This is a genomic window from Mucilaginibacter sp. CAU 1740, from assembly GCF_039839285.1.
In the GTDB taxonomy this organism is placed as follows: Bacteria; Bacteroidota; Bacteroidia; order Sphingobacteriales; family Sphingobacteriaceae; genus Mucilaginibacter.
The window spans coordinates 307,815-329,202 of sequence record NZ_JBDOQS010000001.1 but is presented as its reverse complement, the minus strand read 5'-3'; the positions used below and the strand labels follow the sequence as shown (position 1 = coordinate 329,202).

The 21,388-nt window shown below is 46.0% G+C and carries 17 protein-coding genes; 7 read left to right on the top strand and 10 right to left on the bottom strand.

Annotation, left to right across the window (positions count from 1 at the left end; genetic code table 11):
* Positions 1-10: 10 nt before the first annotated feature.
* The 4 genes from AAFN85_RS01470 to AAFN85_RS01455 all read right to left on the bottom strand — a co-directional run bounded on the left by AAFN85_RS01470 (position 11) and on the right by AAFN85_RS01455 (position 6,512).
* Entirely contained in the window at positions 11-1,420 is a 1,410-nt protein-coding gene (locus tag AAFN85_RS01470) for an efflux transporter outer membrane subunit (RefSeq protein WP_347525178.1), read from the bottom strand.
* A gap of 31 nt (positions 1,421-1,451) precedes the next feature.
* Positions 1,452-4,607 carry an efflux RND transporter permease subunit gene (locus AAFN85_RS01465; RefSeq protein ID WP_347525177.1) on the bottom strand — a complete coding sequence of 1,052 codons (3,156 nt, stop codon included), beginning with the start codon at positions 4,605-4,607 and terminating at the stop codon, positions 1,452-1,454.
* Between the two features lie 57 nt (positions 4,608-4,664).
* On the bottom strand, positions 4,665-5,852 hold the full coding sequence (locus tag AAFN85_RS01460; protein ID WP_347525176.1) for an efflux RND transporter periplasmic adaptor subunit: 1,188 nt from the start codon (positions 5,850-5,852) through the stop codon (positions 4,665-4,667).
* Positions 5,853-5,924: 72 nt separating this feature from the next.
* Positions 5,925-6,512 carry a TetR/AcrR family transcriptional regulator gene (locus AAFN85_RS01455; RefSeq protein WP_347525175.1) on the bottom strand — a complete coding sequence of 196 codons (588 nt, stop codon included), beginning with the start codon at positions 6,510-6,512 and terminating at the stop codon, positions 5,925-5,927.
* A 323-nt stretch (positions 6,513-6,835) separates the two neighbouring features.
* On the opposite strand from AAFN85_RS01455, the gene AAFN85_RS01450 reads away from it, so the two are divergent.
* On the top strand, positions 6,836-7,447 hold the full coding sequence (locus AAFN85_RS01450; protein ID WP_347525174.1) for a DUF3732 domain-containing protein: 612 nt from the start codon (positions 6,836-6,838) through the stop codon (positions 7,445-7,447).
* A gap of 115 nt (positions 7,448-7,562) precedes the next feature.
* Here the strand turns inward: AAFN85_RS01450 and AAFN85_RS01445 are convergent, their stop codons facing one another.
* The 3 genes from AAFN85_RS01445 to AAFN85_RS01435 form a co-directional block, all read right to left on the bottom strand.
* The gene (locus AAFN85_RS01445) at positions 7,563-9,026 is read right to left on the bottom strand and encodes an ATP-binding protein (RefSeq protein WP_347525173.1); all 1,464 of its coding nucleotides are present in this window, start codon (positions 9,024-9,026) and stop codon (positions 7,563-7,565) included.
* Positions 9,027-9,081: 55 nt separating this feature from the next.
* Positions 9,082-9,528, bottom strand: coding sequence for a response regulator (locus tag AAFN85_RS01440; protein WP_347525172.1), 447 nt, complete (start codon positions 9,526-9,528; stop codon positions 9,082-9,084).
* 201 nt (positions 9,529-9,729) lie between these two features.
* Positions 9,730-11,088 (bottom strand): ATP-binding protein, encoded by a 1,359-nt coding sequence (locus AAFN85_RS01435; protein ID WP_347525171.1) that lies wholly within the window; start codon positions 11,086-11,088, stop codon positions 9,730-9,732.
* A gap of 165 nt (positions 11,089-11,253) precedes the next feature.
* Between AAFN85_RS01435 and AAFN85_RS01430 the strand changes: the two genes are divergently transcribed.
* Together AAFN85_RS01430 and AAFN85_RS01425 are read left to right on the top strand one after the other, a co-directional pair.
* Positions 11,254-12,225: an NADP-dependent oxidoreductase gene (locus AAFN85_RS01430; protein WP_347525170.1), complete on the top strand. Its 972-nt coding sequence runs from the start codon at positions 11,254-11,256 to the stop codon at positions 12,223-12,225.
* Positions 12,225-13,142 (top strand): helix-turn-helix transcriptional regulator, encoded by a 918-nt coding sequence (locus AAFN85_RS01425; protein WP_347525169.1) that lies wholly within the window; start codon positions 12,225-12,227, stop codon positions 13,140-13,142. Before AAFN85_RS01430 ends, AAFN85_RS01425 begins: the two co-directional genes overlap by 1 nt.
* Positions 13,143-13,149: 7 nt before the next feature.
* Here AAFN85_RS01425 and AAFN85_RS01420 read toward each other — a convergent pair whose 3' ends face one another.
* Positions 13,150-13,962 (bottom strand): hypothetical protein, encoded by an 813-nt coding sequence (locus AAFN85_RS01420; RefSeq protein WP_347525168.1) that lies wholly within the window; start codon positions 13,960-13,962, stop codon positions 13,150-13,152.
* Between the two features lie 211 nt (positions 13,963-14,173).
* Between AAFN85_RS01420 and AAFN85_RS01415 the strand changes: the two genes are divergently transcribed.
* The 3 genes from AAFN85_RS01415 (at position 14,174) to AAFN85_RS01405 (ending at position 17,689) form a co-directional block, all read left to right on the top strand.
* On the top strand, positions 14,174-15,430 hold the full coding sequence (locus AAFN85_RS01415; protein ID WP_347525167.1) for an ectonucleotide pyrophosphatase/phosphodiesterase: 1,257 nt from the start codon (positions 14,174-14,176) through the stop codon (positions 15,428-15,430).
* A 145-nt stretch (positions 15,431-15,575) separates the two neighbouring features.
* Positions 15,576-16,340, top strand: coding sequence for a type I methionyl aminopeptidase (map, locus tag AAFN85_RS01410; protein ID WP_347525166.1), 765 nt, complete (start codon positions 15,576-15,578; stop codon positions 16,338-16,340).
* 164 nt (positions 16,341-16,504) lie between these two features.
* Entirely contained in the window at positions 16,505-17,689 is a 1,185-nt protein-coding gene (locus AAFN85_RS01405; RefSeq protein WP_347525165.1) for a heparan-alpha-glucosaminide N-acetyltransferase domain-containing protein, read from the top strand.
* A gap of 11 nt (positions 17,690-17,700) precedes the next feature.
* Here the strand turns inward: AAFN85_RS01405 and AAFN85_RS01400 are convergent, their stop codons facing one another.
* The gene (locus AAFN85_RS01400) at positions 17,701-18,309 is read right to left on the bottom strand and encodes a PAS domain-containing protein (RefSeq protein WP_347525164.1); all 609 of its coding nucleotides are present in this window, start codon (positions 18,307-18,309) and stop codon (positions 17,701-17,703) included.
* Positions 18,310-18,541: 232 nt separating this feature from the next.
* On the opposite strand from AAFN85_RS01400, the gene abc-f reads away from it, so the two are divergent.
* On the top strand, positions 18,542-20,131 hold the full coding sequence (abc-f, locus tag AAFN85_RS01395; protein ID WP_347525163.1) for a ribosomal protection-like ABC-F family protein: 1,590 nt from the start codon (positions 18,542-18,544) through the stop codon (positions 20,129-20,131).
* Between the two features lie 218 nt (positions 20,132-20,349).
* On the opposite strand, the gene AAFN85_RS01390 is transcribed toward abc-f, so the two are convergent.
* A complete protein-coding gene (locus tag AAFN85_RS01390; protein WP_347525162.1) occupies positions 20,350-21,375 on the bottom strand; it encodes a glycosyl hydrolase 53 family protein in 1,026 nt (341 codons plus the stop codon).
* Between the last annotated feature and the right edge of the window lie 13 nt (positions 21,376-21,388).

The window sequence follows — 21,388 nt, the reverse complement described above, 5'->3', positions numbered from 1 at the left end:
CCTTCAAAAATTACTTCCAACCACCACCCAAAGCGTGGTAAAGGCTCACAACGGCCTGCAACTGCTGCAACCTATCATTAACGCTGCTAAGCTGTGCCGATAAGAGGCTTTGCTCGGATGTTAACACATCGGTGTAGTTAGTGGCCGAACTGTAGCGAAGCAAATCCTTGGTATAATCTACCGATTTTTCGAGTGCGCGGAGTTGTTTATCGCGGCTACCTTGCTTATCAACCGCTGTTTGGTAGGCGTAAAGCGCGTTTGATACTTCCTGCCCTGCGGTTAGCAGCGATTGTTGGAAACCGTAAAAGGCCTCCTGCTGTTGGGCTTTAGCTATGCGCAACCTTGCCTTGTTCTGGCCCTGGTTAAAGATGGGTTGGGTAATTCCACCTACTACATTGTAAAATATAGAGTGCTCAAAAAGATCTTTGATCTTAAGGGCCGACGCGCCGCCCTGCCCGCTTATGGTAAGCGAGGGATAAAAATACGTGCGGGCAACATTTACATTCTCAAAAGCTGCACGAAATGTTAGTTCGGCCTGTTGAACATCCGGTCTGTTTTTTAGCAGTTGTGAGGGTACGCCCAACATTAGGTTGGTGTATGGATTTTGCTCGGCCAGGGTAGTACGTTTGATAGTGCCCGGTTGGCGTGCCAGTAGTATGGATAACGCGTTCTCTGTTTCGCGGATGCTGCGTTTCAGATCGGGGATGGTAACCTCGGCGGCGTACCTGTTGGCTTCGCTTTGCACTACGGCCGCGCCGTTGACTACGGCACTTTCTTTCAGGGCCTTCATGGTTTCCATATCGGTTATGCGGTTTTTTACCGTTTCTTCGGTAATGGCCAGTTGCTTATCCAGCGCTAACAGGCTGTAATAGTTGGTGGCAATATCCGCTATCAGCTGTGTTTGAACGGCGCGGCGGGCGGCTTCACTTTTTAACAGGTTGGCGAAAGCCGCGCGTTTAGTGCTGCTCAATTTACCCCAAATATCAGCCTCCCAACTGGCGCTCAAGCCCAGTTGGTAAGTGGTAGTAGTGAGGTTGAACGAACTCGCAAACTCGGGCGGGAAGTTAAGCCCCGCTGCTGATTGCTTGGCGCGGGTAACCTGCGGACCGCCGGATAGCGTGGGCAAATATGCCGCCCTGCTTTGGCGCAGTGTAGCATCGGCCTCGGCAATGCGTTGTACGGCGGTTTTAAGATCGTAGCTTTCGCGGATGCCTTCGGCTATCAGGTTTTGGAGTATGGTATCTGTAAATAACTGTGTAACCGGCACATCGGCCAGGCTGGTCGAGTCGGTTACGGTAGTGTCCCGGTACACATTGGCCGCGGCCGGTGCGGGTGGGGTATATTTATGTGTAACGCAGGCGCTCAGGGCTAATGCCCCGGCAAGTGCCGTTACAATTTGTATTTTATGTTGAGATCTCATTTTGCTGTTGATGAAGTTGTTAAAAAATCAATCAGTGGTTTTCTGTTGTGCCTGATGCTGCCTGAGCTTGTGGCTTTTTACCTATCCGCTCCTGCAACAACTGGAATATGACGAACAATGCCGGTATCACGAATACACCGAACAATGTACCTATCAACATACCACCAACCGCACCGGTACCAATCGACCGGTTACCTTCGGCACCGGCACCTGAGGCCAGCATCAACGGAACCAGACCGAATACAAAGGCGAAGGAGGTCATCAAAATAGGGCGTAGACGGGCCGCCGCGCCTTCAATAGCCGCCTGCACCACAGGTAAACCAGCCTTACGGCGTAATACCGCGAACTCCACTATCAGGATAGCGTTTTTAGATAGCAAGCCGATGAGCATAATGAGCGTGATCTGCAAATAGATGTTATTCTCCACTCCAAAGATCTTGGCGAAAATAAACGCCCCTGCCAAACCTACCGGCAACGATAACAGCACCGCGAAAGGCAGGATATAGCTTTCGTACTGCGCGCTGAGCAGGAAGTACACAAACACCAAACAAAGCATAAATATGAATATGGTTTGGCTGCCGCCTGCTATCTCCTCACGTGTTAAGCCCGAAAACTCGTAACCATAACCCGCAGGCAAGGTTTGCGCTGCTACTTCCTGTATCGCCTTAATAGCATCACCCGAACTGTAGCCCGGTTTAGGTGCGCCGGTAATAGAGATGGAAGTGAACAGGTTGAAACGTTTGATAGATTCCGGTCCGTATGTTTTTTTCAGGGTCACAAACTCCGATATCGGGGCCATTACGCCATCATCGGTACGCACGTAAATTTTGTTCAGGCTTTCGGTAGTTCCGCGGTAAGCGGCATCGGCCTGGATCATAACGCGGTATTGCTTGCCAAACTCGTTAAAGTTTGAGGCATATAAACCACCGTAATAACCTTGCAATGTGCTTAAAACCGAGTTTACACCTATATTAGCTTCCTTACATTTAGCCACGTTCACATCTACCTGGAACTGCGGGAAATTGGTACTGAAAAACGTAGTTGCGTACTGTATTTCGGGGCGTTGGTTAAGGGCTTGTAAAAACTTGCCGTTCACCTCTACAAATTTGCTGATATCGCCACCGGTACGGTCCTGCACCTGGAACTCAAAGCCCGAGCTGTTACCGAAACCCTGCAATGAAGGCGGCACCAGGAACAGGATCCTTGCCGATTTGATCCCGGCCGTCATCCCAAAAAGTTTTCCGGTTACTGAGTTTACATCATGGCCTTTGCCTGTACGCTGATCCCATGGTTTCAGCTTCATGAAAATTACACCGTATGATCCGCCTGCGCCGCTCAAAATACCCTGACCGGCAATACCTGTTGCCGACTCGGTTTCGGGTAAACTGCGGGCTATCTGGCTCACCTGGTCAACCACCTGGCGGGTACGCTCCATTGATGATGCAGGGGGTAATGAAATATCGCCAATAATAAAACCCTGATCCTCGTTAGGTACAAAACTGCTTGGGGTGGTTTTAAGCAGGAACCAAAATATCACACCAAACACCGCGATGATACCTACCGCCAACCATTTTTTAAAGGCCAGGAATTTTACCGCACGGGTATATTTCACGGTTAAGGCATCAAAGTTTTTATTGAAGGCATTGTAAAAACGTTGCAGGAATGATTTTTTCTCATGTCCATGTTTTTCATCGTGGGCCTTCAGCAACAGCGCGCACAAAGCCGGACTAAGTGTTAACGCGTTCACCGCCGAAATAAGGATAGAGATAGCCAGCGTTAAACCAAACTGTTTGTAAAACACCCCGGTAGAGCCGGTAATGAACGATACCGGGATAAATACCGCCGCCATTACCAGCGTAATGGAAATGATAGCACCGCTGATCTCGCTCATAGCCTCCACCGTAGCATCCTTGGCCGATTTGGCACCGGCATCCAGCTTGGCGTGCACAGCCTCAACCACCACAATGGCATCATCCACCACAATACCAATAGCCAGCACCAGCGCAAACAGCGTGAGCAGGTTAATGGTAAAGCCAAACAATTGCAGGAAGAAAAAAGTACCGATAATAGCCACAGGCACAGCAATAGCCGGGATTAAGGTAGAGCGGAAATCCTGCAGGAAAACAAACACCACAATAAATACCAGCACAAAAGCCTCTATCAGTGTATGGATAACTTTCTCTATCGATACATCCAAAAACTCGTTGGCACTGAAAATAGGGATGTATTTTACACCCGCCGGGAAAGTTTTTGATGCGTTGATAATAGTTTGCTCGCACTCCTTGATCATTTCGTGGGCGTTTGAGCCTGCCGTTTGGTAAATAGCTACCGCGACTGATGGCTCGCCGTTGGTGTATGAGTCGCTGGCGTAGCTTAACGAACCCAATTCAATACGGGCAATATCTTTCAGCTTCAATATCTGGCTGTTGGCAGAAGCTTTTACCACAATATTCTCAAACTCGGTTGGGGTTTTGAGGCGACCTTTGTATTTAAGTACGTACTGAAAACTCTGGTTGCTGTTTTCGCCTACTTTACCGGGAGCGGCCTCAATGTTTTGCTCGGCCAGGGCCGCGTTAACATCATCAGGTACCAGGCCGTAGGTTGCCATTACATCGGGCTTAAGCCAGATCCGCATCGAATAATCCTGCTGACCGAATACCGAGGCATCTCCCACACCGTTTATCCGCTTTATCTGCGGCAACAGGTTGATATTGGCATAGTTCTGCAAAAAAGTTTGATCGTACGATTTGTTGGAGCTCGACATCGCGAACACCATCACCATACTGCTCTGTTGTTTTTGCGTGGTTACACCGGCCTTGGTTACTTCGGCAGGTAATAGCGGCGTAGCTTTAGATACGCGGTTTTGTACGTTAACAGCAGCCAGATCCGGATTGGTACCGAGTTTAAAATATACAGTGATATTGGCCGTACCGTCATTACTGGCGGTAGATGTCATGTAGGTCATGTTTTCCACACCGTTTATCTGTTCCTCAAGCGGAACGATAACGCTGTTCAATACCACATCGGCATTGGCACCCTGGTATGAGGCAGTAACCTGCACCGTGGGCGGGGCAATTTCAGGATACTGCGAAATGGGGAGCGTAGTAAGCCCCAATACGCCAAGTATCACAATGATAACCGATATTACCGTTGATAATACCGGTCGTTCAATAAATTTCTGTAGCATAAGTATTTGTTATTGAGCAATACGCCGGAAGTTGATCCGGGCCTGCTTTGATCAAAATCAGTTGATATCGTGGTAAACTTTGCCGGTTTCCGTTATTTCGGGTTTTACCTGCATGCCATCCTGTAGCGAGCCTATGCCATCTAAAATGAGCGTATCGCCCGCCTTGATGCCGCCGGTTACTACAAAGTATTGGCCTGTTGGGGCACTCATGGTTTGCACCTCGGTGCTTTTGGCCTTGCCCGAAGCATCAACCACGTAAACAAAGCGTTTACCCTGCAACTCGTAAGTAGCTTTTTGCGGTACCAGTAAGGCATCTTTCAAAGCTTCGGGGATGCGGATGGTTGCGCTGCCACCACTGCGGATTAGCCCAAGCGGATTAGCGAAACCTGCGCGGAAACTTGCCGAACCGGTAGTTGTATTCAATAAACCGCTTACAGTTTCTATCGAGCCTTTTTCGGGATATTCACTACCGTCCGACAACAGGAGCGATACCTTTGGCATGCTTTTCAATTTGGCATCAAGGGTTGAGCCTTTGTGCTGGCGCGAAAAATCGAGCAGTTGTTTCTCGTTCAGTGAAAAATAGGCGTACACCTTACCAATGTTTGAAATGGTAGTTAGCGGCTGTTGGGTTGTGCTGGTAATTAAACTTCCCAATTTATAAGGGATAGTACCCACCACACCATTAACCGGACTGGTTACATTGGTATAAGCCTGGTTTATTTTAGCGTTGGCAAGGTTTGCTTTGGCTTGCTTAAGGGCTGCCTGGCGTGCTTTGAGCGTGTACTCGGCCGATTCGAGTTCGTAATGGCTGATGATATCTTTCTCAACCAGTGGTTTGGTTTTTTTAACCTGTAACTCGGCGGCGCTCAGGTCGGCCTCAGCACTGCTGATGGCGGCGCTGGCGTTGTTAACATCCTGCGCGTATTGCGGCGCGCTGATGCGGAACAACAGCTGGCCTTTTTTTACTGCCGCGCCTTCATCAATCAGGATGGCATCGATATAGCCATCAATTTTGGGGCGGATCTCGATATTCTGCTCGCCCTGTATGGTGGCGGGATAATCATCATTAATGGTGGCGTTTTGGGTTACCACTTTAAACGCGGGGAAACTTTGCGGGGCTTGCGCGCCGGCCGCACCGCCGCCCTGCTGCTGATTGCTTGAACATGCCGGAAGCATAAACATTGCCGCGCCTAACACCCCGTAAATTAAAGAGTGTGTTAATGTAGCTTTATTGGGTATTTGCATAAAAGGGATATGGATTTTTATAAGTTGATATTACTGTTTGACACTATTGTCAATTTCTGTGCAAAAAAATTTTTATCTAAATATTGTTTTGAAAATGAGAGCTTTCCGTTCTTCTATCAATTGTTTAAACTGCTCATTATCCAGTTTAAAAATGCGCATGAACATAGGGCGCATGATCATGGGGTACGACATCAGAGCGAACAAATTCATCATAAAATGGATAGGGTTCATCTGTTCGATATGGCCCGCGTCCATCTCGGCTTTTATCTGCTTTAAAAAAATTTCAGTTTTTACCTGCCTGTCTTCATCGGTAAAAGCGTTATCGGCCGTGTTTATATCTTTTACCACAAATGTTTCCTGGTAGGGGTATTTGATGGCAAGCTCGGCAAACACCTCGATAAAAATGGCCACCTTCTCTTTAAAAGGGGCATCCGACTCCATTACCTTATCCAACCTTAACGACAGATCGGCCATGGCCTCCCGGTAAACCCGATCAATCAAACTATCAACCGACCTGAAATAATAATTAACCAGGGTACGACTCACACCCGCTGCATCGGCAATATCCTGAGTGGTGGCATTCAGTTTCCCCTCGGCAAAAAAAATGTGTTTTGCCGTATCCATAATGCGCTGCTCGGTACCTTTATCTCGTATTGCCATAATTTGTTTGACAAAAATGTCAAATAAAAAATTTAGTTGGAAATTGAAAGGGAGGGTTTTGGGTTATTTGACGGAGGGGTGACGGAGGGGGGAGAGATGGGAAAAATTAAAATCGAGTTTTGGTAATTCGCGAAGTAATATGGCTAATTAGTAATATATATATATCTAAAATCAATTATCTCTTACGAAAAAGCCCCGTTAAAACGATTTAAATATTTAACTATCAAATAAATACGATACGGTATTTTTTTTTGTTACTAAATATGTATTAAATTTAACAGCCCGAAGCTTTATCATATTATAGGCCTCTCTATATAAACAACATGATTAATACTAATAATCTTCATAGTGCGGATGGAAGCATACTGGGTTTCTTATATCAAATTGAGCGAGCTCTCGTGTGGCTAAGTTCATCAGATATTGAAACATTTGTTGGCGTTGAAGTTGACGATGATATTACTGTAAAACTAATTGACGGCGACGACATAACGAACATTTACGAACAGGCTAAACACAGCCAGACCTCAAGAATTCCCTATTCAGATCGCAGCGTAGATTTATGGAAAACTCTGAGTATTTGGGTTGAAGCAGCAGTTTCAGCCACAATTTTAGCATTTCATGAATTTTTCCTTAGTAAACCAAAACATCCTACACCTAATTTCATTTTCCTTGATCAACCCACTCAAGTGTATTTTCCTGAAACCGACGTCGAGATTAGTGATAAAAGTGAGGACGTTTTACGGGTAAGAAGAATCTTTGAAGTACTTAATGAAGCTGTAAAAAGGACACAGAGTAGATTACAAATTATCATTCTCGAACACGTAGGTGATTACGCATGGACTGGCTTCGAAAATATCATTAAAGTAAAGCGTTGGAGGGACGATGAACCAGATGAAAATGACAGAGCATTAATTCCAAACTCTTGGTTTGATTAACACTATGTTGAATACCACTCAATATTACATGGTTATACTTTTATCAAATGCATTTAGTAAGTCTTAAATCTGCTTAAGGGTGGATTTAAGATTTTATCTTCTAAATAAAACATCCTCACCCCCTCACCCCAAACAAAAACCTCGTCCCCTCCCCCAATTCCGATTCCACCCAGATCCTGCCGTTGTGCCTTTCGAGGATGCGTTTAACAATGGTTAGGCCCATACCTACGCCTTCGTACTGGCTGCTGCTGTTGTGCAGGCGGCTAAACACCTCGAATATTTTTTGGTGGTTTTCTTTGGCTATGCCTATGCCGTTGTCGCTTACTTCAAACACCAGTTCGTTACCTTGTTTAAAGCTGCGGATGCTGAGTTCGGGGGTTTTGTTGCCGCGGTATTTGATGCCGTTGCCCATCAGGTTTTGGAAAAGCTGTACCATGGCCACGTAGTTGGCCTCGATGGTGGGCATGGGTTCAATTTTTACAATGGCCCCGCATTCGTTCACTTTTACCTGTAGGTTTTGCAGGGCTTCTTCGGCGGCTTTGGTCATATCCACCGGCACAAAAGCATCCGCCTGCGAATCCAATACCGTGTACTGGTAAATGCCTTCGATGGTGTTGGTCATGTTGTGGGATACCTCGGTAAGCAGTTGCATGGTATCGGTTATATCTTCGGGCAGGTCTTCGCCCAACAGTTGCAGGGTATCTATCAGTAATACGGCCGAGGCAATGGGCGACCGCAGATCGTGCGCTATGATGTGTGCAAAGCGCTCCAGGTCCTGGTTTTTGATGCGCAGCATCTCCAGCAGACCGCTGTTATAGGTTTCTAACTTTTTAAAGTTAAGTACCGATTTTACAATGCTTGGTAGCAGCAGCATGTGCTCGCCCATGTTTTTATCCTTGATCAGGTAATCGGCGGCACCGGTTTTCATCAGTTCCACAGCCGTTTTTTCCGAACCCTGGCCTGTGGCAATTACAATGGGGATCTCGGCCGCGGTGGCAATGGCAATCGAGTCGAAAGCGTTGCCGTCGGGCAGGTTAAAATCGGATACAATGAGGTCGTATTTTTTTTCGGCGGTTTGTTGGCGCAGGTCGGTAATGCTTGATACGATATCACATTCGTACTGCGGGTTCAGCTTAATAAATTTCCGCCTGATGAAGGTGATATCGATCTCCTCATCCTCCAAAAACAAAATTTTGCTTTGCCCGCTTATGGCAAGCTGCTCATTAATGGCCTGCAAAATAAGGGCGGGCAGTTGCTGCACATAATTATTATCCGCATCCTGAACCAGCTCGCGCACCACATGGTTTTTAAACGACGCAGATACCCCGGCACCCTTCAATATCAACAGCGGAATTTTAGTCAACTCCAAAAAAGGGGTTAGCCGGGTGTAAAAACCACGGTTCACCAGGGCCTCCTGCGCTATAATAAAATCGCAGTTGTATAGCTTAACAGACCGGTCGAAATCGTCCTGGTTTTGGTAGCAGGTAATTTGCGGCTGTTGCAAGGCGGCGTTAAGCTGGTTGCTGATGAGGATTTGCTCCTGCAGATCGGCAATAATAGTAATTCTCAGATTATTCATCGTGAGCAGGTTGGGGGATAATAATAGGGATGGGCAATTAATAGGGGTGCGGCGGTTACTGCTGGCTTGGCTTGGGCGGCTGGTTAAGCATCAGCCAATACATACCCAGCTGCTTTACGGCGTCGGCAAAGTTCATGAAATCGATAGGCTTTACGATGTAGCTGTTCACGCCCAGTTCGTAGGCCTTTTTAATGTCCACATCTTCTTTTGATGAGGTCATCATAATAACCGGGATGGATTTCAGCGCGTCGGAGGCCTTGATCTGCTCCAATACTTCCAATCCGTTAACGCGGGGCAGCTTCAGATCAAGCAGGATCAGCTTCGGGATGGCCTGCAACTTTTTCTCCGGACCGGTGCCGAACAAATAATCCAGGGCGTACTGCCCATCTTCCAGCCATTTAATATCATTAATGAGGTTGTATTTTTTTAACGCGCGGATGGTAAGCGTGGCATCTTCCTCACGATCCTCAACCAATAGCACTTCCGGATATTCTATATTCATAACGTTGTGAATTATAATGCGTAATTGTGTAAAAACTATTCAAAAGCATGGGGTGTGTGCGATTCCCCTCTTGAGAGGGGTGTAGGGGTGTGTTACTATGCATGCGGTTTATCGCTTGTATAACACACCCCTGCTCCCGCTCTTTTCCACCGCGCGCCCTCTCGAGAGGGGAACTTAAAAATGATTGCATTAACTTAACTGCTACACCACCGGCAAACTAAAACTAAATGTAGCGCCTTCGCCCAAAACGCCTTCGGCTGTTACGGTGCCGCCATGGCGCTCAATCACTTTTTTTACTATGCTGAGGCCTATGCCGGTACCTTCAAACTCTTTATCGTTGTGCAGGCGCGAAAAAATCTTGAACAGCTTGTTCTTATATTTTTCGTCGAAGCCCGCGCCATTATCTTTTACCGAATATGTGGTGCTGCCATCGGCTGTTACCGAGTTTACAACAATGCGGGTTTCGGGCGTGTTGCGTGAATATTTTAAAGCGTTGGAAATAAAGTTGGTCACCACCTGGGTTATCATGGCCTGATCGCCTATTGATGGGGCAAGTTCGCCCAGTTCAAACACCACTTTGTGGTTTGCGGGTTCCTGGCGCATCAGCTCGTCGAACACGTTTTTGAAGATCGACTTCATATCCAGCGTGGTGTTGATCTTTTCGGCGCGGCTCAGTTTGGAGAACGACAGGATATCATCAATCAGCATGCCCATGCGCAGGGCGTTGTTAACTATGGTGTTCAGTGTTTTTTGTCCCTCGTCATCCAGCTTATCCGAATAATCTTCTATCATGATATTGCTGAAACCGGCAATGGCACGCAGCGGTGCCCTCAAGTCATGACTTACCGAATAGGAGAATGCTTCCAGCTCTTCATTGGCATGGATGAGCGCTTGTGTGCGTTCGGCCACCAATTGCTCCAGGTGGTTTTTATGTTCGAGGATCTCGGCGCGGATGCGGCGGTTCTCGATTGCAAGGTTGGCGAAACGGGCACCGTAGGCTATGCGGTCAAGGTCTACAGCGTTGGGCGTACGTGGTTCGCGATGATAAATGGCGAATGTGCCCACCATTTCTCCTTTGCTCGACAAAATAGGCTGCGACCAGCACGATTGTACGCCGGCGCGGAAAGCCAGTTCTTTAAAGGCCGTCCAATAAGGGTGAGTGCCGATGTTATCAACACATACCAATTGCTTTGAAAATGCCGCCGTACCGCACGATCCTATACCTTGCCCCACCGAGATGCCATCAATTGCCTCGTTATAAAAATCGGGCATGCCGGGGCCAACGCCCGAGCCAAGCGTATTGGTAACCTTATCGTACAGTAAAATGGTACAGATGGATTCGTCGTCCTCTTCCTCGATAGACTGTACGATGGAGCGCATAATATCAAAGATATCGGTATCCATGGCCAGCTGCTCCAGGATGTGGGCCCGGTTGCATTCGCGGATGCGGAGGAGATCGTACCCGGCTTCATCTACGCTTTTTTCGGCATACATGGTGTTTTGCCCCTGCTGTAACTGTTGGTTAGCAGAGAACACAGCATTATTTTCGCTTGTACTCATAGGTAAAACTTATTATTACGAAAATAATCTCTTCTCACTTTTTTCACAAATTGCACATACCACTTACAGGAATATGTGAAAAGGCATTTAGACTGAAACAACCTGTATTTCGGCTAAACCCGTCTCCTCCCTCATCCGCACCTTTGTTAAAAAGAAAAACGAACTATGAAAGCGATAAGGATTCATGAATTTGGAGGCCCGGAAGTGATGAAACTGGAAGAGGTAGAACGTCCCACCCACAAAGCCGACGAACTGTTAATAAAAGTTTACGCCAGCAGTGTTAACCCTGCCGATTATATCATTCGCCAGGGAGGCAACGAATTGCTGCGCCCGTTTTTAAAACTGCCATTAGGCCTCGGCCTGGATGCGGCAGGTATTGTAGAAGCGGTTGGCAGCGACGTAACAGGTTTCAAACCCGGCGACAAAGTTTACGGTGTGCCCAACTTCCCCGGCGATGGCGCTTATGCCGAATACATTGCAGCCAAGGCCAGTCAGTTTGCGCTGATGCCTGATAACATTACTTTTAACGAAGCGGGTGCGTTGCCATCATGCGCGCTAATAGCCTGGAACGGCATTATTGATATGGGCAAAGTAAAGGCTGGCGACCGTGTACTGATCCACGGCGCGGCTGGCGGCGTAGGTAATTTGGCCGTACAATTTGCCAAAGCCAAAGGCGCTTATGTAATTGGCACAGCCTCGCCCTATAATTTTGATTTTTTGAAAGATTTGGGTGCAGATGAAACCATCGATTATAAAAACCAGGATTTTGCCGATTATTTGGGAACGATAAACATGGTGTTCAATGCCTCGCCAGCCCGGGATGAACATACCCGCTTATTATCGGCCGAATTATTAACAGAAGGCGGTATATTTATATGTACCCAGCTGGATAAACCCATCGAGCCTGAAGTGCACGAAGCATTGGCTAAAAAGCAAGCCACCGGCAGCCTGGTGGGTGGCGGCGGAATGGCCTATGCCTCATCGCTAAGCGGAACAACTGAACTGGTTGAACAAGGCAAAGTGAAAGCGGCCATTGGCAAAGTGTACCCACTGGCGCGAGTTGCCGAAGCACATCGCGAAAGCGAAACCAAACATGCCAGCGGCAAAATTGTATTGGAGATACGGAAAGAAAATTAATGAAGCGTTTCAGCACCATCAGCGAGTTTTTACAATTACGGGATCTGCCCAAACCGCAGCACCCGCTTATTACCGTTTTTGAGGTAGGGCCGGTTGAGCGCGCGCAAATTGATGGGCCGCAAAGCTGGATGTATGATTTTTATGCCATCGCTTTAAAAAGAGTAGTGAACTCGGGCGATATCAAGCTTAAATACGGGCAGCAGCATTATGATTATGATGAGGGCATCATGTCGTTTGTGGCACCGGGGCAGGTGCTGAGCTTTTCCATGACCGATCAGTTAAAACATATCAGGCAATCAGGGTGGATGCTGCTTATCCATCCTGATTTTTTGTGGAACACGCCGCTGGCCCAAACCATTAAACATTACGATTTTTGGGATTATTCGGTACATGAGGCGCTGTTCCTATCCGAAAAGGAGGAAAACACGTTGATAGGCATCCTGCAACACATCCAACACGAATGCCAGGCCAATATTGATAAATTCAGCAAAAGCATCATTGTATCGCACATAGAAACGCTGCTAAACTACGCCGACCGCTTTTATCACCGCCAGTTCCTCACCCGCGATAAAGCCCATCACGAAGTTTTAGAAAAACTGGAAAAACTACTGAATGATTATTTTAATGATGATGACCTCATTAACAAAGGCCTGCCCGCCGTAACTTTTATTGCCGAATCGCTCAACCTTTCGCCCAAATACCTGAGCAGCTTGCTTAAAGTGCTAACCGGCCAAAACACCCAGCAACACATTCACGAAAAACTGATTGAAAAGGCGAAAGAAAAGTTATCAACCACCAACCTAACCGTTAGCGAAATTGCTTACCAATTGGGCTTTGAGCATATCCAATCGTTCAGCAAGCTGTTTAAAACCAAAACGCAGCAATCCCCGCTGGAGTTTAGGGCGGCTTTTAATTGAATATAAGTTAGCGTTGTGGTTCTGTAACGAACTTCCTATCGGCTTTTGATTTGATATGGGCGAAATCCTCCGCGCTGGTAAAATACTCAAGTCCGAAAACTAATAGCGTTGATGTGAAAAAGTTCACCTTCTGCATAATGGGCAGCAGGTTCCAGTCGCTTATCCCCCATAAATAAATGGTGTAGTAAAACAACACGAGGCTTATGATGCAGGCCGGTTTAAATACATACAGCTTTGATTTGAGGATAAAAACTGTGATCATCACCATGCACGACCAAAACAGCGAGGTTGAGATGATCAGCATTACATCGTGCAGATGCGTCACCGTTAAAAACGTAACTGGGATATTGGCTATGCCCGCGTATTTAATAACATTGCCTACTCCTTTTTGAGGGAGTTTTTTTGCCATGTTAATAAAGAAGATAGCATAACTGCAAGGCAGAACCAGCATAGCCGCCCATGCCCATATTTTTGAAGGGTTTGGCTCACCGTTTATTGCCCTGGTGCCAAACAGGTTGCTCATAAAGTTTTTCGACCAGCTAAACCCCGTAGAATACTCATCGGCCAATGATCCGCCCGGATAAACCAAAATGGCTATGCCTATTAAAAGTATAGAAATGGTTATCCCGGTTAAAACGGCATGCTTGCGGATCAATTGCATAAAGTATGGTTGCTGTGCATAAGATTGATGATGAAGGGTTTTGTTACAGGGGGGGATGGGATTTTGGAGTGGCGGCCTTAGCATGCCAACGTAATTGCCGCCCGCATATTTACTCACCCCGACATCGCTGCGCTTGTCGCCCCTCTCTATGCTGCGCATAAAGAGGGGGCTTTTGATTTTGGAATTTTATTTCTCCTTCCTCTACCCTCTTTGCGGCTTGCCGGAGAGAGGGTGGTCCAGCGTAGCGTAGACCGGGTGAGTAAATTATGCGCAATGCATTTAGCAAGATTTCCCCCAACACAAACTTCACCCATCCCTAACAATGCGCTAACGTTTCGCGCTTAGCTTTAGCCAATTGCTTTATCATTTTATGAAAAAATTGATCCTGTTCTCGTTTGTCATGGCTTGCGCGTTGCTGGGCTTTGCACAAGACACCACACAGCGCGTGGTTGCCGGTCGTAAAAATAGCGCCGCGCAACAGCAGAAACCTTATGTTATCCTCATTTCGGCAGATGGTTTCAGGTATGATTATGCTGATAAGTACAATGCCGAACATTTACTGGCATTTGGCAAGGAAGGCGTACATTCGTCATCCATGATCCCGGTGTTGCCATCATCTACTTACCCTAATCATTATGCCATGGCAACCGGTTTATACCCTGCCCACAACGGCATTGTGCAGAATATTTTTTATGATCGAAAACTGAAAAGATACTACGATTCGGGCGAGAAAAAAGAAACGCAAAACCCTATTTGGTACGGCGGAACTCCAATTTGGGTACTGGCCGAGCAACAACAGATGCTGGCCGCCAATTTTTATTGGGTAGGATCAAACACGCCTATCAAAAACACGTATTCTACCTATTATTATCCGCATAATGAAAAGATCTCGATTCATGACCGCATCCAGGATGTAGTAAATTGGCTGAAACTTCCTGCCGAAAAACGCCCGCACCTTATTACTTTTTATTTGCCACCAGTTGATAATGCCGGTCATGATTTTGGCCCTAACTCGCAGCAGGTGATCGATGCTGTTCATAATGTGGATTCTACCGTTTATGAGTTGGATAAAGCGGTAAAAGCAACCGGCCTTAATGTTAATTTTATTTTCGTGTCCGATCATGGCATGGGCCAGCCGGATACCGAGCATCCGCTACCTACCCCGTCAGCCCTGGATACCTCGAAATTTATTATCTCGGGCGATAGAATGGTTGTTGAGTTGATAGCCAAAAACCCAGCCGATATCCAACCAACTTACCAAGGTCTGAAAAAAGAAGGCGGCGATTATGATGTTTACCTGCGCGATAATATCCCCGCCCATTTACACCGCTCAACCGCCGATGATAAGTTTAACCGCATTGGCGATATCCTGTTATTACCTCACTGGCCTAAGCTATTCAATATCTACAATCGTAAACTGGATAAAGGCCAGCACGGTTACGACCCTGCCGTTGTAAAAGATGTTCACGCCATATTTTTTGCCTGGGGACCGGCGTTTAAGCAGCACTTGCAAATAGGGGCTTTTCCTAATGTGGATATTTATCCGTTGGTGGCAGAGGTGTTGGGGTTAAAGATTACGGAGAAGGTGGATGGGAGTAGTGAATTGGCGAGAATGGTGTTAAAGTAATGATTGATCTATCATAAAGATTTAAGCCGCTTTACGAAAGTTTAGCGGCTTTTGCTTCTCTGGCAACACTGCCTCATATTAATGACATTCTCCCAACTCTACCCCTTTCAATATTCGTTATCTTTGCAAACTAAATAATTGAGCCATGTCAATCTCCACAGATAACGAAAAAACCGGAATGCAAGAAGCCAGCGACGCCGTTGCTATCACACTCCGCAAAATGCGTGAATATGCCAAACCGGGCATCTCTACCAAACAACTTGACGATTATGGCAGAGAACTACTTGAACAAATGGGTGCGAAATCGGCACCTTATTTAACCTATAAATTTCCAGGCTATACCTGCATTAGCGTGAATAATGTGGTAGCGCACGGCATACCATCAGAAGAGGTAATCCTTCAAGAAGGCGACCTGGTAAATATTGATGTATCGGCCGAATTAAATGGTTATTGGGCTGACAATGGTGGCTCATTTGTTTTGGGCGAGGATATCCACGGGCATGGCAAACTTGTGGAAGCTTCAAAAGAGATCCTTAAAAAAGCCATCAGTAATATTAAAGGCGGTGTAAGAATTTCGGAGATAGGCAAACTGATCGAAACTGAAGCAAAAAAGGCTGGCTATACTGTTATTAAAAATTTAACCGGGCATGGCGTTGGTCGCAGTCTGCATGAGGAACCGCATGAGATTGCCAACTACTGCGACAAGTATAATACTACCCGTTTTAAAAAGAACTCGGTTGTGGCAATAGAGACTTTCATCTCCACAAAATCAACCATTGCCGAAACGCAAGGCGATGGCTGGACATTACTTGGCAACAAAGGAGGTTTTGTAGCCCAGCACGAGCATACCATTATGGTAACCGGCGGCGAACCGGTAATATTTACCGCGCAGAACGGTATTTGGGATTAATTTATTGGAGAACACGCCGGCAAAAGCGTAGCGGCGAAAGGGTATTCCCCGTTAACTTACATACAGATTTACGAAGTTTTTAAAACTTCGTAAATCTACTCTGCATCAGGTGCTTGCCATCCTAATCGATGTTGCCTATCTTTGTGTTCATTTCCCAAACCTCCATGAGCACAATTACCAAACACCGGATAACTTCGATAGATTTTTTGCGCGGCACCATTATGATCATTATGGCGCTTGATCATGTGAGGGATTATTTATTTTTCGGCTCATTTTATTTTGATCCGCTCGATTTTTCAAAAACAAACGGTGTATTGTTCTTTACCCGGTGGATCACCCATTTCTGCGCGCCTATATTTATGCTGCTGGCGGGTACATCGGCATCGCTTATCGGGCAGAAAAAAACTAAGGGCGAACTATCGGCATTCCTGGTGAAGCGCGGTTTATGGCTCATTTTCCTCGAGATGATCGTGGTTAACTTCGGATGGAATTTTAATATAGGTTTTCCTATGTTTTTCTTTATCACCATCTGGGCATTGGGTTTAAGTATGATCATTTTGGCCGGACTGATTCATCTGCCTAAAAAACTGATCCTCATTATCAGCATAGCCATTATAGCCGGGCATAACCTGTTGGATAAAACCCATTTTGATGGCAACGGCATGGGCAATTTTGGCTGGGCTTTACTGCATGACCAGCGTTTTTTCATGTGGCATAACGAAGCTTTTCTGGTAGGCTACCCCATTCTTCCGCTGATGGCGGTAATGGGCTTGGGTTATTGCCTTGGTGGATGGTATGCCGCTGGTTATGATGTGGCTAAAAGGCAAAAGAATTTACTCATCGCAGGCCTCAGCTGTTTAGCCTTGTTTGTTGTACTGCGCTACAGCAACCTATATGGCGACCCGGTAAAATGGAGCGTTCAAAAAAACGCGTTCTTTACCTTCCTGTCGTTCCTTAATGTAAATAAATATCCGCCATCGCTGCTGTACCTGTTAATTACCTTAGGCTCGGCATTTGTGTTCCTTTCATTTACCGAAAAGGTGAAAAACGGTATTGTGAATGTGGTATCGGTTTATGGTAGGGTGCCTATGTTTTATTACCTCATCCATATCTATATTATCCACCTTATAGCCTTGATAGCCTCCGCATTTACATCTGGACAAAACTGGCACCTTTGGGTGCTTAAACAACCTATCTGGTTCACTTCCGATTTAAAAGGGTATGGATTTTCATTGCCCGTGGCTTACCTGGTTTGGATAGCCATTGTGGTTGGCTTATATCCCTTATGCAAGCGCTATGATGCGTACAAGCAGGCCAATAAGCAAAAATGGTGGTTGAGTTATCTGTAAAATCATATCACTCACTTCGCATCATCATTGATCTCGTGAATCACTTCGTCCAGTCGGGTAATGGCATCTTTTAAAAAGCTTAGTATTTGCCGGTTGTGCTGGCTGGTTATTTCGTGCTCTTCAATAATATTCACCAGGCCAATAATGCTGGCTACCGGGCTGCGCAACAGGTGCGAGTTTTTATAGGATACCAGGTTTAGCTGATCAACTTTTGTTTTCAATTCATACTGAAGTTCAATGAGGCGGGTAACATCTTCTACCTGCCTGATGATGGTGCTGGTTTGGTTGTCGGCATTGCGTTCGTATATCATTTGGCGGGAGTAGAGCCAGATGTAGTCGCCTCCGCTTTTACGGAAACGGGCCGTCATTTCTATTACCTCGCCGTTTTTAGCATTGGTAACCTTATCGATGGTTTGCTGTACCAGTTCACGGTCATCGGGATGGACTATCTCCTTATAAAACCCGTTACTCAACCATCGGTAATCCTCTTCCGAATAACCTAATAACTGGCAAGCCATGCCGCTCGAAAAACCCAGTTTATTTTGCGAAAGATCGAATGTTTGAAATTCGACATGGGTTACTTCAAAAATAGAGTTTAAGAATTTGCTCCCGGTTTCCATCCTATAAATATATGCAAGTACATTAAGGTAAAGTAACTGACTAATAATATTTTTTAAAGGACTAACCACCTGTAACCACAGCCTCTTTTGCGTAAAACAATATTTTTGCCTTCCTTTGTAAAAAAAATCGAATAAGCGCTTTATGTGATCAGCAATTTCTTTCCAGGAAAAATAAATAAGGAACAGCTCGGCTGTAACCTGTAGTTATTCACCCTATAAAAGAAATTTGATCATGCTTATTGCTCAAGGCATTGCCTATATACACCCCAACCGCGATCTTCTTTTTTCTGATCTCGATATTTTCATCAACAAAAATGATAAAGCCGCCCTTGTTGGCAACAACGGTACGGGCAAATCTGTACTGTTAAATATTTTAGCCGGTAACTTACAGCCTGCCGCCGGTTTGGTAAAAAGCAACACCAAACCGTATTACATACCGCAAATGACCGACCGGTTTAACAACCGCACCGTGGCCGAAGCGCTCGGCATCCAACAAAAACTAACCGCGCTGCATGAGATATTGAACGGTAACATGACCGATCAGCATTTGGAAACCCTTAATGACGATTGGGCCATTGAAGAACGGTATCACGAGGCCTTAACTTATTGGCAATTTGAAAACATCGCCCCCAATCACAAAATGGGATCGTTGAGCGGCGGTCAAAAAACCAAAGTTTTCCTGGCCGGGATCATGATCCACCGGCCCGAAATAGTTTTGCTTGATGAGCCGAGTAACCATTTGGATACCCATAGCCGCAATCTTTTGTACCAGTATATCACCCATACCAAACACACATTGTTGGTAGTAAGCCATGACCGTGCTTTATTAAACCTGCTCAACCCGGTTTATGAACTCAGAAGCCGAGGCATCAGCGTTTACGGCGGCAACTATGAGTTTTATGCCGAACAAAAAGCGATAGCAGCCGAAGCCTTTAACCTCGATTTAAAAAGCAAGGAAAAAGCCCTGCGCAAAGCCAAAGAAGTGGAACGCGAAGCCATAGAGCGACAGCAAAAGCTGGATGCTCGCGGCAAAAAAAAACAGGAAAAAGCCGGTGTAGCCCGTATTATGATGAACACCATGCGCAACAATGCCGAAAAAAGCACGTCGCGCGTGCAGGATGTGCATTCGGAAAAGGTGGGCTCAATATCGCGCGAACTGAGCGAGCTGCGTTCGGCACTGCCCGATGCCGACAAAATGAAGATGGATCTCGATAATTCCAGTCTGCATAATGGCAAAGTGTTAATTACCGTGCATGATGCTAATTTCAAATACCACAACAATTTGCTTTGGCAACAAAACCTGAATTTTCAAATAACCAGCGGGCAGCGGATGGCCATTAAAGGGCAAAACGGATCGGGCAAAACTACCTTGATCAAAATGCTGCTTGGTAAATTGCTGCCTGCTATAGGTTCGGTTACCTGCATGAATTTGAAAAACGTTTATATTGATCAGGATTATTCGCTGATCGATCCGCAATTGAAAGTATATGAGCAAGCGCAGCATTTTAACTCCGGCGCTTTGCAGGAGCATGAGATCAAGATCCGCCTAAACAGGTTTTTATTTACCAAAGAGGATTGGGATAAGCCATGCAATGCCCTAAGCGGCGGCGAAAAAATGCGGCTGGCGCTTTGTTGTATTGCCATAGGTAACCAGGCACCGGATGTTATCATTTTGGATGAACCGACTAACAACCTCGATCTGCAAAATATCGGCATTTTAACGTCGGCCATTAACGATTACCGGGGTACGTTGATCGTGGTATCGCACGATGAATATTTTTTGAAACAGGTGGGGATAGCGGAGAATATTGTGTTGGAGTAAAAATTCGTTAAAGCAATTCGATTCGCTGGCAGATTGTTTTGTGCCTCTGGCACAATTAAAAGTACGATATAATTTTCTACAAAGCTTTTGCACCTCTGGTGCACTTTATACCGAATGAATCCCCAGAGGGGATTAAGCTTTGTAGAAAATAAATTAACAATAATCAAGAACCACAGAGGGGTTCAACCTATAACACCGCAGCAATCATTAGGCATGGTTTATTGCTCAATGTGATAAGCCCTTTTCACGCTATCATAAACGGCGATATGCCCGTTGGTATTCCCCTGCTTATCAACAAACGTTTCGCCCCAGCTAAAAGGTTCCCAAATAAAAGTTCCCTTAACTTTATTGCCGGGCAGTGAAAAGGCAATATCATTCACCTCGCGCTTACGTTGCGAATACTCTACCACAATAACATCCTGTTTGTAGCGGGTGTTCAGGTCGGAGAGATTGTTCCGCAGACTATCGGGCGTACCATGCCATTCTGGATAGTACGATTCGCCGATGATATCGAACTTCACACCCCGCTTCAACATGTTATCAATAAAAAACCGCGATTCGCTATTTTGGCCACCGCAGGCAATGTGCAACATTACCGGGATCTTGCTGCTTACGCTCCGCACAGCACCGATGCCTGCTTTTAAAAAACCTGCCAGGGTATCGAGGTTTTTCACCCGACCATCGGGCCATAAAATGCCGTGGTTAATTTCGTTGCCTACCTGTACCATATCGGGCAAGGTGCCTTGCTTTTTGAGGGCGAGCAGGGTTAACCGGGTAAAAGCTTTAATAGAATCCTGCAGTTGCTCATTGTTGAGGTTTTTCCAGGCAGCAGGTTTGTATTGCTTGGCAGGATCGGCCCAATTATCGCTGTAATGAAAATCTAACAGGAAACCCATTCCGGCTTGCTTAATGCGCAGGGCCATTTTCTTGGTATCCTCCAAACCGCAATAACCTTTTTTTGAGTAGCCGCTATCGGCCAGTGGATTACTAAAAATGCGGAGCCTTACATAGTTAAACCCATGATGTTTAAGTATGGTGAAAGCATCTTTACTTACTTCTTTATCATAAAACTTACGCCCTTCCGCCTCCAGTTGCGGGATGAAGGAAATATCGGCTCCCAATATCTTTTTAAACTTAGTTGGTTTATTTTCTATTGATGAAAATTTATAGGCTGAGAGTGTGCCAATTGTCAAAAAGCCGATGGCTATTAATAATAGTTTGCCTGTTCCGATCTGCGTTTTCATAACTATAGTTTCA